Source organism: Anaeromicrobium sp. (assembly GCF_025210435.1).
Classification (GTDB): domain Bacteria; phylum Bacillota; class Clostridia; order Peptostreptococcales; family Thermotaleaceae; genus Anaeromicrobium.
In genome coordinates, this window is record NZ_JAOART010000055.1 from 1 (window position 1) to 15,378 (window position 15,378).

Below are 15,378 nucleotides of genomic sequence, written 5' to 3' on the forward strand. Positions count from 1 at the left end.
ATTTTCCTTTTATATATTCATCTATAAATAACACCTTAAATTCATAAGTGTATGTAATTGCACGTTCGCTAACTTTTAAAACATTTTTATTATTATTAAGTTTTTTAATATCTTTTTTAGTGAATAAAATTTTGCTCATTTGATAGCCTCCTATTCTTATATTATATTGTATAAAAAAAGTACCCATAGTCTAAACACTTTTTTTCAAAGTGTCCATTCTATAGGTACCATTTTATTTTTAAGGTCTCTTTTTAATATAGATTAAATTTTCCTAGAGTTTCCATTTGTTTAGTTTGTTTGTTTATTATATCTGACATATCCATATTAAGTCCATTACAGATACCTACTAAGTAAAATAAGTGATTACCCATTTCCTCTTCTATTTTGTCCTTGCAAGCCTCACATAAATTTCCTTTTATGTGAGTATCCATGAAATTATTTAGTTCACTAAAGGAAACATCAGAAGGTATTTGTTGCTTTTGTGCATCAATTGTGACACAACCGCAGATTGTTACAGCCTTTATAATAGCTCGATTGACTTTAGAACAGCTCTCCTGGTATTTCGTGAGTAAATCTAATATACTTTTATGCCTTATTAACAGTTCATCTACTTTCTTTTGAAATTCATAGCATCTATAGTCACTCATATTTTCACCTCTGATAAAATTAATAATATTATGTTTAACCTTATTTTATAATACTATTCAGAAAAAATAAAGGGTATTTGGAAATCAAACAGAAAATTATGAAAATTAATTTTAAATACCTAATACTTAAGGGGGGGGTAAAATCTTCTAATGAAAGAAATCCTTATAAATTCCCATTGTATACAAGAAAAAACTATTGACATGACTAGGTTGTGTATGATAAAATTATATATTTTTCTTGACTAAATTGTCAAAATATTATATACTAATTTTAGGCAACGTAAAATGTGGGAGGTTTTGCTCTATGTTTAATATAGGCGACAAAGTGGTATATCCTATGCACGGCGCAGGTATAATTGAGGCTGTAGAAGAAAAAGAAATCTTAGGAAAAAAGAGAAAATACTATATTATGAGAATGCCCATTGGTAATATGAAGGTTATGATTCCTTTAAAAAATGTGGAAGACGCGGGTTTAAGGGACGTTATATCTACAGATGAGGTAGATCAGGTATTAGCTGTTTTAAGTGATGATATATCAAGAATGCCAAAGAACTGGAACAGAAGATATAGAGCAAATATGGATAAAATCCGAAGTGGTGATATATACGAAGTGGCAATGGTGGTTAGAAACCTCATGCTTAGGGATAAGGAAAAGGGCTTATCTACAGGGGAGAGAAAAATGCTTGCCAATGCAAAGCAAATATTAATAAGTGAGTTTGTATTAGCAAAGGACTTAGAAGAGAAAACTGCAGAGGAGTTAATAGATAAAGCCATATTATAAAGTTTGATTAAGGACGCTTATTAATATTAGCGTCCTATTTTTAAATATGTGGTTGTTTTGATTATAAAATTATATTAATATGGATATAATTAATAGATAGGAGGTGAAGGGATAATGTTTAATAAAATAATCAGGGGTGCCCTAACAGTAGCAGGTGCTTCGGCAGGGTATGCATTATCTGTACTATTTGTTGATGTATGGGAAAATCAACAACTTTTTAATATACCTGATTTGACTCCCATGACGGAATTGGCCATATGGTCGGCGGGAGCTTTAATAGGAGCTATAATATTATATTTCACAACACCTTGGTTAATGTCAAAGGGTTTAAACATAGCTAATTGGTTAGAAAGAGAATTACAAAAGATACCAACTATGGATATTATCATTGGTTCATTCGGTCTTATATTAGGTTTATTTATTGCATACTTAATTGGAGGTTTTTTAACGAACATACCAATACCTATTCTAGGAATGGCATTATCATTTGTGGTTTACATATTATTAGGTTATCTAGGTGTGAGTATTGCAACAAAAAAGAAAGATGAACTTAGCAATATAGCATCTGTCATAAAGAAAATTCCAAATGTAAAAGAAAAAGCTCAAGCTAAAAAAGTGGAAGGAGCTTTGCCTAAAGTATTAGATACAAGTGTTATTATAGATGGAAGAATAGCAGATATTACCCAAACGGGCTTTATAGAAGGGCCCTTAGTCATACCAGAATTTGTTTTAGAGGAATTAAGACATATAGCAGACTCATCGGATAGTTTAAAAAGGACAAGGGGTAGAAGAGGTCTTGATATATTGAATAAAATTCAAAAGGAAACAAAGGCTGAAGTAATTATAACGGATAAGGATTTTGAAGAGGTTTCTGAGGTAGACATTAAGCTACTTAGATTAGCTCAATTCATGTCTGGAAAAGTAGTTACTAACGATTATAACCTAAATAAGGTTGCAGAATTACAAGGAGTACCTGTACTTAATATAAACGAATTGGCAAATGCTGTAAAACCAGTAGTCTTGCCAGGTGAAGAAATGGTAGTCCATGTGATTAAAGAAGGTAAGGAATCTGGTCAAGGGGTAGCTTATTTAGATGATGGTACTATGATAGTTGTGGAAGGTGGAAGAAAACACATTGGTCAAACTATGGGTGTACTAGTAACTAGTGTACTACAGACAGCGGCAGGTAGAATGATCTTTGCTAAACCTAAAGGGATTGTAGATAAAACGGCATAATATATAATACTAAAAACCTGGCATGTTGCCAGGTTTTTTCACGTTATAGGAAATTATATGGACTTGAAAATATATATTAAAAATGTTATTTTAACCTATAGAGTATAATTTTTTAAAGGAGCAAGAATATGAATACAGCAATTATTTTAGCGGCAGGAAAAGGGAGCAGGATGAAGGCTCAACTTAATAAACAATACTTGATATTAAAGGAAAAGCCTATTTTAGCCCATACCATAAGTGTTTTTGAAGAAAGTTCTCTAATAGATGAAATAATCCTTGTCATTGGTGAATTTGAACATGAACTTTGTAAAAATAAAATATTAGATAAATATAAATTCAAGAAAGTAAAAAAAATAATAAGTGGTGGGAAAGAAAGACAGGATTCTGTACTAAACGGTATAAAGGCAGTGAATGAAAAGACAGATATAGTACTAATACATGATGGAGCAAGACCCCTTATTACTAGGAAGATAATAAAAAAGTGTGTTGATTCTGCTAAAAAACATGGAGCCGCATCGGCAGGAGTTCCCATAAAAGAAACCATAAAAATTATGGGAAAGGATAAGTTTGTAAAATACACCCCAAAGAGAGAAGATGTATGGGTAACTCAAACGCCACAGGCCTTTAGGATAGATGTTATTAAAAGGGCCCATGAATTTGCCATAGAACAAGAGGTACTAGGTACAGACGATGCCATGCTAGTGGAACATATGGGTGAACATGTTAAAATGGTAGAAGGAGATTATGAAAATATAAAGATAACTACTCCTGATGATTTAATAACGGCAGAAGCAATACTTGGACATAAGAGAAAAAGAAGATAAGGCATATGAAAGAAATAAACTAGTCAATTTCCTGAAGAATTTGGATTATTTTCGAGGCATGGTGAGTGAGCATATTGAACATATGTAAGCGATTCCATAACGAAGAAAATAATTTAAATAACCAGTGAAATGACTAATTTATTTTTTGAATATGCCTAAATACGAAACTCCTAAGGATATCCTTAGGAGTTTTTTTATACATAAAGGGTTTCACAAGAATTTGGTAGAAAATGTACTAAATTAGAATTAATGGAATAAAATGTAAGATACAATTCATACCACTTAAAAGGGCATAGATACTGGGATTTATCTAATTCCATCTTGGCATAATCATTGCTAATAATTTATGTAGGAGGTATTTTATGAAAGAGAAACTGAAAAGTCTAATAGAAAATGAAAATAAGTTTGATCCCCTTACTGATTCTAAATTGGCAAAGGCTTTAAATACCAATCGGGAAAAGGTTACTAAAATAAGAAAAGAACTTAATATATTAGACTCTAGGCAAAGGAAGAAACCCTATATCATAAAAAGTATGGAAAATATACTACATAAAAATCCTAACATATCTGAGAGAGATTTAACGGATAGACTTAGAAATATTGGTTTTCAAGTTTCAAGACATTCCATAAGGGAGATAAAAAAAGAAGTGAAAAATCATGGTAAAGTTAAACCTAAGAGGATGGAGAGGCAAGTAGATGAATTTCAATCTCTAATAGGTTATAGGGGAAGTCTAAAGCCCTATATACAACAGGCTAAGGCTGCCATGTTATACCCTCCCCGTGGTCTTCACACTCTTATATTAGGCCCTACAGGGGTTGGAAAAAGTGAATTGGCAGATGGTATGTTTAGATTTGCAAAGAAATCTAAAATGATCCAAAAGGGTGACCAGATGGTTATATTTAATTGTGCCGATTATGCAGATAATCCCCAATTATTAATGTCTCAACTATTTGGATATGCAAAGGGAGCTTTCACAGGAGCATTATCAGATAAGGAAGGTCTTGTTGAAAGGGCAGATGGGAGCATACTATTTTTAGATGAGGTCCATAGATTACCTCCAGAGGGGCAGGAATTATTATTTCATTTAATAGACAGGGGAAAATTTAGAAGATTAGGTGAGAGCAACTATATGAGGAGTGCCCAAATAACCATAATAGCAGCCACTACAGAAAATGCAGATTCAATTTTATTATCTACCTTTAGGAGAAGAATACCTATGGTCATAGAACTACCCCCTTTAAACAAGAGACCTATGAATGAAAGATTTCACATAATAAAGACCTTTTTTAGAAAAGAGGCAGACAGAATAAATAATACTATAAGAATAAATAACAACGTCCTTAGGGCATTTCTATTATACGATTGTGTTGGAAATGTGGGTCAATTAAGAAGTGATATACAGGTAAGTTGTGCAAAAGGGTTCTTAAATTTTGTCACAAATAATTTGAAGATTCTCCAAATAACTGTTGATGATATACCACTATACACAAAAAAAGGCCTCCTTAAAAATAAAAATTATAGAAATGATATGGAAAAAATCATGGGCATTGAAGACTTCATAGCCTATCCGTCACAAGAAAAGAGAGAGCTCAAATCCTATGAGGATAACTATATAATGCCTAGTGAAATCTATGGATATATAGAGAAGCGATATGAAGAATTAAAAAATAAATTTAAAGATCAAGATGTGATTAATTACATAATAGGTAACGAGATGGAAAAGGAAGTGAATAAATTATTCAATAGATTCCATTCCCATGTAAAACCTATAGAAAAGAAAGACCTTATTAGTATTGTGGGAATAGAAATTATAGATGTGGTGGAGAAAATACTAAAGATTGCAAAAAAGAACTTGATGATCAATACGGATTATTTGTACTATGTTTTAGCCATTCATCTAAATTCTACTATAGAGAGAATAAGAGAGGGAAAAGAAACTAAAAATCCACGGTTAAAAAATATAAAGAATAAGTATTTAAAAGAATATATGGTAGCTAAAATGATGGTACAAGTGATCAACAGAGATTTGGCCATCAATTTATCAGAAGATGAAATAGGGTTTATAGCCATGTATTTAGGCACTATAACTAAAAAGGATGAGAATATATGTAAGGGAAGAGTGGGAGTATTAGTGGCTACCCATGGAGATGCATCCTATGCCATGATAGATGTGGCCAATAGATTGTTAGGTGTAAATTTTGCAAAGGCTGTAAATATGTCACTAGAGGAATCGCCAGAAAGGGCATTAGTTAGAACTACTGAAATGGTTAAGAAAATGGATGAAGGTAAGGGCGTGCTAATTTTAGTTGATATGGGTTCTCTAGTTACATTTGGAGAAATAATTACTAAAAAGACTAATATTAAAACTAGATCCATATCTAGGGTGGATACGGTCATGTTAATGGAGGCCATAAGAAAGGCCATACTACCAGAATCTAATCTAGATGAAATAGCAGATTCCTTAGAAGAAGCTCCTAAATACCTATGCCGTTTAACTAAAGAACACCATTTAGGCAATGGAAAGGAGAAGGCCCTATTGGCCATGTGCATAACGGGAGAGGGAGCAGCCCTTAAGATAAAGGAACTATTAACTAACATAACATATAAATATAATTTAAAAATAATTACCATGGGAGCCATGGAACCAAACATGGATGGTGCCATAGATGAAATAAGAAAAAAATATGATCTAATTGGTGTAGTAGGAACAATAAATCCTAATATAGATCATATGGAGTATATATCTTTAGAAGAGATCATTAATAAAAAGGGATTAAAACGTTTAGAAATTCTCATACAAGAAAATAAAGAAACCAATTATCAAAGCCTAATAGATGAAAAATTAGTATTTAATAATTTAAATGTAAAATCTAAGGAAGAACTCATAGATATATTAGGTAGAGAATTGAAAAAAAATGATTATGTTAAAGATCATTATGTAAAAACCATATGGGACAGGGAGAATATAGGTACTACCTACTTTACCAATTTTATAGCCATACCCCATGGAGACCCTAAGTATGTGAAAAAACCTGTCATATGTGTTGCTTCACTAAGTAATCCCATTAAGTGGGGAGATGACTCAGTAAAAATAGTATTTTTATTATGCTTAAAGGCTGAAAATATGAATGGAATCATAAATCTCCAAAGACTATGTGAAGATGAGGACAATATAAAAATTATTTTAAAAGGTAATAAAGAGGAGATGGTTAAATTCCTAGAGGTTAGATTATAGATTTGTCATGGGAATAATAGCTTTATGTGGGCCTGATTCAGGAAAAGATATAAAAATTAAGAGGGGGAATTTATATGAAAAATTTTGATTTTTCTGTACCTACTAAGGTTTTATTTGGAGAAGGAAAATTAAATGAACTTAAAGATTATCTTGGGAATATGGGTAAAAAGGGATTATTAGTTACAGGTAAAAGTAGTATGAGAAAAACTGGAGTTTTAGACAGGGTTATTAAATTAGGGAAAGAATCAGGAGTAGAGATAATAGTAAATGAAGGTGTAGAGCCAAATCCTACTAGTGATTATATTAATCACATGAGCAAATTAGTAAGGAAAGAAGGATGTGATTTTTTAATAGGTCTAGGTGGAGGAAGTCCTATGGACGCAGCTAAAGCCATAAGTTTACTTGCTATTAATGATGGAGTCATAGAAGATTATCTACCAGGGGGAAAATATGAAGATATGGCAAATGTGCTAGGGGCCCTTCCTATAGTAGCAATTACTACTACAGCAGGAACAGGGTCAGAGGTGACTATGTTTTCTGTTATAACCAATAAGAAAACTAAAGAAAAGCCTGGAATTGGTCACCAATGTTTATTCCCAGTTTTATCTATAATAGATCCAGAACTTATGGTTAGTGTACCTAAGCACATTACCTTATCTACGGGAGTAGATGTTTTATTCCATGCCCTAGAAGCTTATATATGTACAGTTGCCACACCTCTTACAGATATGTATGCCCTAGAGGCTATTAAATTAGTTCTAGAAAACCTAGGAGATGTCCTAGAGGATGGTTCTAATCTGGAGAAAAGAAGTAAGGTTGCATGGGCAAATACATTGGCAGGTATGGCCATTGTTCAAGCTAGTACTGTGGGAATCCACGGTATGGGTCATCCTATAGGAGGACACACTAATTCACCCCATGGAATGACTATGGCAGCCCTTGGAAAAGCCTTTTTAGATAAAACTTATGATGGAGATATAGACCGTTATAGTAATATTACTAAGATTTTAGGATATGACTGTGAAGGCCTTAGTAAAAAAGAGTGTGCAGCTAAATCTGGAGAAGCATTACAAAGGGTATTAGATAGATTTGGAGCCCATGTAACCATATCTGATTTAGGTGTGAAAGAGGATATGATAGAGACTTTAGCAAAGGATGCCTTTAAAACCATGGGTGGATGTATGGCCGTTAGTTTAAAGGAGTTAGATGTGGAAGATGCCATAAGTATTTATAAGAGTTCCTTATAGATAAAGTGGGGTGATAGGGTGAATAAATATTTAATGGGTATTGATGTGGGAACTACAGGGGTTAAGGCTATGGTTGTTAATACTAAAGGAGAGATCATTAGTTCTTCATATAGGGAATATAATTGCTCTTATCCAAATCCTGGATGGGTGGAACAAAGTGCCGGTGAGATCATAAGAAATACCTTTCAAGCCTGTAGGGATACTTTAGAAAAATCTAGTGTAGATAATATTGAAGCTGTTGGTTTTTCTGCTCAAAGGGCCACCTTTGCTCTTGTAGACGAGAAGAATGAGGTTATAGAAGATAGGCTTTACGTATGGCAGGATAATAGGGCTGCAACTGAGATGGAATATATAAAATCTAAAATGGACCCTTATGAAATGTATTGTATACAAGGTCAGCCCATAACTCCTACCTTTTCTTTAGAAAAGATAGTTTGGGTAATGAGAAATGATAGGGAAGTATATGACAAGGCTAAGAAAATAGTCATGGTGCCAGACTATATTTTATATAAATTTGGTGTGGAAGAATTCTTATGTGAAGTATCAAATGCAGGTTGTAGTAGTTTAGTAGACATTAAAAATGACAGATGGTCAGATGAAATTTTGGATAGGTTTAGTATAGATAAGGATAAATTTCCTAGACTAATAGAGCCAGGAGTGGCAGTAGGAAAGGTTAGTAAAGGGGCATCCCTTTTATGCGGATTAAAGGAAGGAACCATAATATGCAGTGGGTCTGGGGATAATCAATGTGGGGCTTTAGGTGCAGGAGTATTAGAAGAGGGTCATGCTAGCATGTCTTTAGGAACTTCGGGAGTTTTAGTAGTAGGCTCAAAAAAACCTCTCTTATTAAAGGATATGGGACTTATGGTAGGTAGGGCATTAGCTCCTAATCTATATGAGTTAGAAGGAATCCAACTAGGTGCTGCAAGTAGTTATAGGTGGATGAGAGATGTATTTTGTAAGAATGAAATAGCCTTTGGAGAAGAGGTACATATGGATCCATACGATCTTATGGAATTATATGTAAAAAAAAGTCCCGTAGGTGCAAATGGAGTAATATTCATGCCATATTTAGTAGGGGCAGGGTATCCCCATTGGAATATGGATGCTAAAGGTTTATTTACGGGAATAACCTTCTCTACTACAAAGAGTCATATGATAAGGGCAGTTATGGAAGGCATAACCCTAGAGAGTAAGGATATGTATGAAAATTTGAAGAGAAACGGTATTAAGATAAGAAAGCTTAGCATCATAGGAGGGGCAACTAAGTCAAAGGCTTGGAGACAGATGATAGCAGATATGTTTAATGTGGAGGTGAAAAAACTTAAAGTATCTGATTCTACCATAATAGGAGCATGTATATTGGCTGGAGTTGGTGTGGGCATATTTAAGGATACGGCCCAAGGGGTAGAGTCTATGGTCAATTATGAAAGTGTAGTTAAACCCATAAAAGAGAATGTGAAAAAATATGATGAGGTTTATGAAAAATTTAAAAACATATATGAATCCATGAGTAAAAATAAATCATTTTAAAAAATTAAGGGGGTTACAAGCTTATGAAAGGAACAGTTAAACTTTATAGTTTAGTAAAGGGAGAAGGCATTATTATAGGAGAGGATTCAAAGGAGTACAAAGTAAAAATGGCAGGAATTAAAGGAACAGGCATGAGAAAATTATCAGAAGGTCAAAGGGTTGAGTTTACAGTAAAAGAAAGCCATAAGGGACTAGGTGCAGTAGATGTGGAAATTATATAACCTAAGATTATAGAGGTGAGTCATATGAGTAATAAATATTTAGATGAGAAAGTCATGTTAATTAATATTAAAGGGAATGATTGCTTTCATGCATTAGACATACTAGGAAAGAAGCTATACAAAGAAGGTTATGTAAAGGAAAGCTATATGGAAGCAATAAAAAAGAGGGAGGAAAAATTTGCAACGGGTCTTCCATCAGAAGGTGTAGGAGTGGCCATACCCCATGCTGATATAGAGCATGTAAATAAACCAATAATAGGGGTTGGTATACTTGAAAATCCTGTGAAATTCAGAATGATGGGAAATCATCATGAGACCATATCTGTGGAGATTATGTTCATGCTAGCTTTAAATGAGCATCATACCCAAATAGAAATGTTACAAAATTTAATGGGATTAATACAAGATAAGGATTTATTAGTTCAAATAAAAGAATGTAAAACAATTAAAGAATTAATGAATCTATTAGAAGACAGAATTTAAAGGGAGGTTTATCTATGGCTAAAAAGAGAATATTAGTAGCTTGTGGAACAGGGATAGCCACTTCTGTGGCAGTGGCAAATAAGATTAAAAATCTATTTGAAGATAAGGGTTATGGAGACAAGGTGGAATTTGGAACTTGTGCAGTTGCAGAACTCCATGCTAAGGCACACAAGTATGATCTAGTAGTAACTACGGCTCACAATAGTAAAGAATTACCTGTTCCTGTAATTATGGGAGTGGCGTTTTTAATAGGTAGGGGAACTGAGCCTGTATTTAAACAGATTATGGATACATTAGGTTTATAAAATAATATTTAAGGAGGGACTTTTATGGAAGCTTTGATGAAGGGATTAACATCAATAATTCAACCTCTTGTGGATTTAGGACCTACAGTTATGATGCCTATAGTATTGACCATATTTGGAGTAATACTTGGGGCGAAATTTGGTAAAGCTTTAAGAGCTGGCTTGACTGTTGGAGTTGCATTTATAGGACTTAATTTAGTTATTGGATTATTAGGAGGAAATTTAGGTCCAGCAGTACAACAAATGGTTACAAATTATGGACTTAGCCTAACAGTTATAGACGTAGGATGGCCTGCAGCGGCGGCCATAGCCTTTGCTTCTAAAATAGGAGCCATAGTAATACCCCTATGTCTTGCCGTAAATATCCTAATGATAGTTACAAAGACTACTCAAACTGTAAATATAGATGTTTGGAATTTCTGGCACTATGCATTTACAGGGGCAGTAGTGAGTTTTGCCACAGATAGCTTTGCCTTTGGAGCACTTGCAGCAGCACTTCAAGCAGCTATAACATTAGTATTAGCCGACTGGACTGCTAAGGGAGTAGAAGAATATTGCGGACTTCCAGGAGTATCCATCCCCCATGGATTTACTGCATCTTTTGTTCCTATTGCCATAGTAGTAAACAAGGTATTAGATTATGTTCCAGGCCTTAATAAGATAAATTTAGATCCTGTTGCTATTCAAAAGAAGTTTGGTGTATTTGGAGAGCCCATATTAGTAGGTACTGTACTGGGTTCTATCATAGGTATCCTTGCAGGATACAATATTAAAGGATTTTTAACTTTAGGTATAACTATGGGTGGTGCCCTAGTTTTAATTCCTAAGATGTCAGGTCTTTTAATGGAAGGTCTAATTCCCATATCCGATGCAGCAGCTGAGTTTATAGATAAACATTTTAAATCTAATATAAAGATGTATATAGGCCTAGATTCAGCCGTTGGAGTAGGTCACCCAACTACTTTAGCTGCATCATTAATATTAGTACCATTAGCTATTGCCATAGCTGTCATATTACCAGGAAATCAATTCTTACCATTTGCTGATTTAGCCGTATTCCCCTTCGTATTTGTTCTTATAGTTCCAGTGACTCGTGGAGATTTAATAAGAACTTTAATAGTAGGTGTTGTAATTGTAGTATTAGGTCTTTGGATATCTACAGATTTGGCACCACTTCTTACAGAGGCAGCTATAGATGCAAACTTTGATATTCCACAAAATGCCACATTAATATCTAGTATTGCCGATGGAGCATGTCCAGCCAGCTGGTTATTTGTAAAGACTATGGAATTTAAAGTAGCAGGAGCAGGATTACTTTCTATAGTTACTGGAGTTATGGCTTTCATAAATAGAAAGAGAATATTAAAAGAAGCATCTAATGAAATAGCATAATTAAAATGATTAGGAGGGATGAGTGTGGAGAGAATATATGATTATAATGAAAGAAAGTATCTATTTAAAATAGTTATTCCCGTAGGTTTAGCCATTTTATTTAGTATAATTTCCTTATATAGATATTATTTTGTATCAAAGAGTGGCTTATATATGAGTGTATTTATCATATGTTTCTTAATAAGTACAGACCATTTGATTGGATTATCCCATCCTAAGAAAATAGTAAATTCTAGTAAATCTATTGAGTTTTATTCCTTTGGAAGAAGGCATATGTATAGATGGAAGGATGTTAAGAATATTAATATAAGGGAGTTTCCATTTAGTAAAAAGGTCTATGTAAGGATGAATAATGCCAGTTTTTCTAAGGGAAGATATTGGGTTAGTTTAGATTATATGGATGATAGTGAAGAATTAATTAAGGATTTAAAGATGGAAGAAGCTAGTAGACATAAATTACTTAAGAATTTTAATAAAAGGTCTACTAGGAGAAAATAAATGAGGAAGCCTACGGGCTTCCTTTATTGTTATGCATAACTTCCAAAATCATACATATGTAGTATAATTATAGATATTAGTAGGTTTAGGAGGATAAGAGTATGAAAGCCTTTATATTTACGAATCTTTTTTGGATAGTGCTGTTTTTACCTATAGTATTATTTTTTGTAATAGTATTATCTTTCAAGTATTTAAAGAATGAACGTACGATTAAAATATTGAATTTAATTAATTTAATAGTGCTAGGAATAAATATTTTTATATTTCCAGGTTGTTTGATTGCCTTTTTTATGTGTGTTGAAAGGTTAGGATCTAAAACTTTTTTAATAAGCTTTGGATCTATAATTTGTTCTGTATTGAATTTTAATATTATAAAGTTCAAGTATAAGAAAAATTTAAAATAAAATTAAAAGGAGTATGCCATGTGGAAGTTAACTAATAATAGACTATATGTGATTTCTTTAGGATTAATTATCTTTATTTTACTTTTATATAATCATAATACCCAAATGAAATTTAATAGATATGTTAATGAGGATATGAAATATATACAGAGGAATATAAACTACAACGTTAATTCTATGGCAGAGGAAATAAATGAAATTGTATCAAAGAAAACAAAAGCTTATGTAGATTTACAAGGGATAAATTCCATCAAAGAATATAGTCGTAACTATGATAGAAAGCTCTTTGAGCTAAAAAGGAAATGTAGGTTAATAGGTGGAAAAACAGAAAATAGGTTCCAGCTCATATGGGATGATTTTAATTATAATGAAGATTTGGATCAAGATACTATACAAGATTTTTATAGTAAACTTTCTAAAGAAGCTAAAGAAAAGGGTCAGGTAGAATTATCACAAGATCATATTAATACATTTAAGGATATACTTGAGTTTTATAATAAAAAAACAAGAGAAATTTATAAACTTATGCATTGAAATAAGTTTATGGAGGTGAAGGAGATATGAAGAAATATAAAAAATTAGTAATGTTTATTGTAATTATCTTATTTATAGTATCTATAATAATAGTTAAGGAAGAACAATACATATATGAAGATGCAGATAATTTTATGCGTGGTAAAGCTATAGTTAAAATAGATGGCAAATATGGAATGATAGATTCAAAAGGAAATGTAATTTTAAAACCAAGGTATGATGAAATAGATTCTTATATAGGTGAATTTTTAAGGATAAAGTCAAATAGAAAATATGGCCTTATAGATTGGTCAGGAAATATAATAGTAAAACCTATATATGATGAAATTGTGGAGGTGTATGATTCTGAGTTATATAGAGTGAGAGTAGGAATTAAGTTTGGATACATAGACAGAAAAGGTAAAGAAGTTGTCCCTTTGATATATGATAAAGCAGATTTACATACAACAGGAGATTTTATAGGAGTAAAGATAAAGAATAAATGGGGACTTATTGATAAAAATGGCAAAGTAATTAGTGGATGTAAATATGGAGACATATATAGTTTTAATAATGACAGAGTTGCTGTTAGAATTAATGATAAATGGGGATTTATTGATAAAAGGGGAAAAATTTTAATAGAGCCCATATACGATGAAGTAATGGGATTTCATGAAGGTTTATCTTCTGTGAAAATTAATAACAAATGGGGCTCCATTGATAAATATGGAAATATGATTATAAAACCTATGTATGATGGTCCTTTTGATTTTGAAGAAAACCTTGCATATGTAATATCAGGGGGCAAATATGGATATATAGACAGAAAAGGGAATATGGTAATAGAGCCACAATTTTATAGAGCTAGAGATTTTAAAGATGGTATTGCTAAAGTACGTTCTAAAAACTATAAGTGGGGATACATAGATAAAAGAGGAAAAATAATCATCGAGCTTAAGTATGATGAAATAGGCTATTTCTATAATGGATTAGCAAAAGTAAGGATAAATTGCAAATACGGATATATAAGTGAGAGGGGAGATTTAGTTATAGGGCCTAAGTATGATGAACTAGGATATTTTCACAAGGGAACAGCGGAAATAATGATAGATAATAAATGGGGAATAATTGATAAAAGTGAAAGAATAATAATAGAGCCCATATATGATGAGATAGATTTTGATGATGGAATATATGTAGTAAAATTAAATAATAAATATGGATTAATAAAAGAAAATGGAGAAATAATTGTGAAACCAAAATTTGAACAATTTGGATATTTTTCAGAAAATCTAGCTAACGTAAAAATCAATAACAAGTGGGGATATATAAACAGAGAGGGTAAGTTTATAATAAAACCTAAATATGAAGATGCAAAAGGATTTAGGGAAAATCTTGCTCCTGTAAAAAAGAAGGGGAAATGGGCATATATAGATACAAAAGGGAAAAAAAGATTATAAAATAACTTTAAAATAAAGGGGGAAGTCCAATGTATAAGGTTATTTATTTAGAAACAGATAGGCTGATCATAAGAGATCACAAGATTGCAGATTTAAAAACACATCATTTGCTATTATCTGATGATACAGCTATGTATTATCTTCAAGATATCAAAACCAATTCTTTAGAAGATGCTAAAAAGAATTTAACTGAAGCAATAGAACAAATACCTTTAGAAAAAAGAGAAAAATATTTTTTTAGAATAGAATATAAAGTTACTAAAGAACATATTGGGGAAATCGGATATACAGTAGAAGAATTTTCACCAGTTGGAAAATTCATTGAACTTGGATATTTTACATATAAAAAACATTGGAACAAAGGATATATGACAGAGGCGGTAAAAGAAGTAATGAGATTTGATTTTGAAGAAAATAATGTATTTCGAATATATACAGGATGCATTAAAGACAATATTGGATCAGAGCGAGTAATGCAAAAGTGTGGAATGATAAAGGAAGCAGATTTTAAAATGAAAACTTGGCATTATGGAAAAACAAAGGATAGAGTGGCTTATCGGTTATTAAAAGATGAATGGATAAAAAATAAGTTTTAAAT

The 15,378-nt window shown here is 32.2% G+C and carries 15 protein-coding genes; 14 read left to right on the forward strand and 1 reads right to left on the reverse strand.

The features are described from left to right. Nucleotides 1–251: 251 nt before the first annotated feature. The gene (locus tag N4A57_RS06510) at nucleotides 252–647 is read right to left on the reverse strand and encodes a DUF1573 domain-containing protein (RefSeq protein WP_293656977.1); all 396 of its coding nucleotides are present in this window, start codon (nucleotides 645–647) and stop codon (nucleotides 252–254) included. A gap of 304 nt (nucleotides 648–951) precedes the next feature. Here N4A57_RS06510 and N4A57_RS06515 point away from each other — a divergent pair, with 304 nt between their 5' ends. The 14 genes from N4A57_RS06515 (at nucleotide 952) to N4A57_RS06580 (ending at nucleotide 15,376) form a co-directional block, all read left to right on the forward strand. Beyond that, nucleotides 952–1,428, forward strand: a complete 477-nt coding sequence (locus N4A57_RS06515; RefSeq protein WP_293656979.1) for a CarD family transcriptional regulator — start codon at nucleotides 952–954, stop codon at nucleotides 1,426–1,428. Nucleotides 1,429–1,542: 114 nt separating this feature from the next. Continuing rightward, the gene (locus N4A57_RS06520) at nucleotides 1,543–2,664 is read left to right on the forward strand and encodes a PIN/TRAM domain-containing protein (protein ID WP_293656981.1); all 1,122 of its coding nucleotides are present in this window, start codon (nucleotides 1,543–1,545) and stop codon (nucleotides 2,662–2,664) included. A gap of 128 nt (nucleotides 2,665–2,792) precedes the next feature. Next, nucleotides 2,793–3,488, forward strand: coding sequence for a 2-C-methyl-D-erythritol 4-phosphate cytidylyltransferase (ispD, locus tag N4A57_RS06525; protein WP_293656983.1), 696 nt, complete (start codon nucleotides 2,793–2,795; stop codon nucleotides 3,486–3,488). Between the two features lie 362 nt (nucleotides 3,489–3,850). Continuing rightward, nucleotides 3,851–6,724 (forward strand): sigma 54-interacting transcriptional regulator, encoded by a 2,874-nt coding sequence (locus N4A57_RS06530; RefSeq protein WP_293656985.1) that lies wholly within the window; start codon nucleotides 3,851–3,853, stop codon nucleotides 6,722–6,724. A 74-nt stretch (nucleotides 6,725–6,798) separates the two neighbouring features. Continuing rightward, entirely contained in the window at nucleotides 6,799–7,971 is a 1,173-nt protein-coding gene (locus N4A57_RS06535; RefSeq protein ID WP_293656987.1) for an iron-containing alcohol dehydrogenase, read from the forward strand. Between the two features lie 18 nt (nucleotides 7,972–7,989). Further along, nucleotides 7,990–9,504, forward strand: coding sequence for an FGGY-family carbohydrate kinase (locus N4A57_RS06540; RefSeq protein WP_293656988.1), 1,515 nt, complete (start codon nucleotides 7,990–7,992; stop codon nucleotides 9,502–9,504). Nucleotides 9,505–9,527: 23 nt separating this feature from the next. Then, nucleotides 9,528–9,725 carry a cold-shock protein gene (locus N4A57_RS06545; protein WP_293656989.1) on the forward strand — a complete coding sequence of 66 codons (198 nt, stop codon included), beginning with the start codon at nucleotides 9,528–9,530 and terminating at the stop codon, nucleotides 9,723–9,725. A 24-nt stretch (nucleotides 9,726–9,749) separates the two neighbouring features. Then, a complete protein-coding gene (locus N4A57_RS06550; protein WP_293656990.1) occupies nucleotides 9,750–10,208 on the forward strand; it encodes a PTS sugar transporter subunit IIA in 459 nt (152 codons plus the stop codon). 14 nt (nucleotides 10,209–10,222) lie between these two features. Then, nucleotides 10,223–10,513 (forward strand): PTS sugar transporter subunit IIB, encoded by a 291-nt coding sequence (locus N4A57_RS06555; RefSeq protein ID WP_293656992.1) that lies wholly within the window; start codon nucleotides 10,223–10,225, stop codon nucleotides 10,511–10,513. A 24-nt stretch (nucleotides 10,514–10,537) separates the two neighbouring features. Beyond that, on the forward strand, nucleotides 10,538–11,905 hold the full coding sequence (locus N4A57_RS06560) for a PTS galactitol transporter subunit IIC (protein WP_293656994.1): 1,368 nt from the start codon (nucleotides 10,538–10,540) through the stop codon (nucleotides 11,903–11,905). Nucleotides 11,906–11,929: 24 nt separating this feature from the next. After that, a complete protein-coding gene (locus N4A57_RS06565; protein ID WP_293656996.1) occupies nucleotides 11,930–12,403 on the forward strand; it encodes a hypothetical protein in 474 nt (157 codons plus the stop codon). Between the two features lie 422 nt (nucleotides 12,404–12,825). Beyond that, nucleotides 12,826–13,341: a hypothetical protein gene (locus tag N4A57_RS06570; RefSeq protein ID WP_293656997.1), complete on the forward strand. Its 516-nt coding sequence runs from the start codon at nucleotides 12,826–12,828 to the stop codon at nucleotides 13,339–13,341. Between the two features lie 26 nt (nucleotides 13,342–13,367). Further along, complete coding sequence (locus tag N4A57_RS06575) at nucleotides 13,368–14,780, forward strand: WG repeat-containing protein (protein ID WP_293656999.1); 1,413 nt, start codon at nucleotides 13,368–13,370, stop codon at nucleotides 14,778–14,780. Between the two features lie 29 nt (nucleotides 14,781–14,809). Further along, a complete protein-coding gene (locus N4A57_RS06580) occupies nucleotides 14,810–15,376 on the forward strand; it encodes a GNAT family N-acetyltransferase (RefSeq protein ID WP_293657001.1) in 567 nt (188 codons plus the stop codon). Nucleotides 15,377–15,378 lie beyond the last annotated feature (2 nt).

Excerpts from the sequence above, each read along its gene's own strand:
- N4A57_RS06515 (WP_293656979.1), top strand. The coding sequence starts at position 952 with ATGTTTAATATAGGCGACAAAGTGGTATATCCTATGCACGGCGCAGGT.
- N4A57_RS06535 (WP_293656987.1), top strand. The coding sequence starts at position 6,799 with ATGAAAAATTTTGATTTTTCTGTACCTACTAAGGTTTTATTTGGAGAA.
- N4A57_RS06545 (WP_293656989.1), top strand. The coding sequence starts at position 9,528 with ATGAAAGGAACAGTTAAACTTTATAGTTTAGTAAAGGGAGAAGGCATT.
- N4A57_RS06520 (WP_293656981.1), top strand. The coding sequence starts at position 1,543 with ATGTTTAATAAAATAATCAGGGGTGCCCTAACAGTAGCAGGTGCTTCG.
- N4A57_RS06570 (WP_293656997.1), top strand. The coding sequence starts at position 12,826 with ATGTGGAAGTTAACTAATAATAGACTATATGTGATTTCTTTAGGATTA.
- N4A57_RS06575 (WP_293656999.1), top strand. The coding sequence starts at position 13,368 with ATGAAGAAATATAAAAAATTAGTAATGTTTATTGTAATTATCTTATTT.
- N4A57_RS06580 (WP_293657001.1), top strand. The coding sequence starts at position 14,810 with ATGTATAAGGTTATTTATTTAGAAACAGATAGGCTGATCATAAGAGAT.
- N4A57_RS06555 (WP_293656992.1), top strand. The coding sequence starts at position 10,223 with ATGGCTAAAAAGAGAATATTAGTAGCTTGTGGAACAGGGATAGCCACT.
- N4A57_RS06510 (WP_293656977.1), bottom strand. The coding sequence starts at position 647 with ATGAGTGACTATAGATGCTATGAATTTCAAAAGAAAGTAGATGAACTG.
- N4A57_RS06560 (WP_293656994.1), top strand. The coding sequence starts at position 10,538 with ATGGAAGCTTTGATGAAGGGATTAACATCAATAATTCAACCTCTTGTG.
- ispD (WP_293656983.1), top strand. The coding sequence starts at position 2,793 with ATGAATACAGCAATTATTTTAGCGGCAGGAAAAGGGAGCAGGATGAAG.
- N4A57_RS06550 (WP_293656990.1), top strand. The coding sequence starts at position 9,750 with ATGAGTAATAAATATTTAGATGAGAAAGTCATGTTAATTAATATTAAA.
- N4A57_RS06530 (WP_293656985.1), top strand. The coding sequence starts at position 3,851 with ATGAAAGAGAAACTGAAAAGTCTAATAGAAAATGAAAATAAGTTTGAT.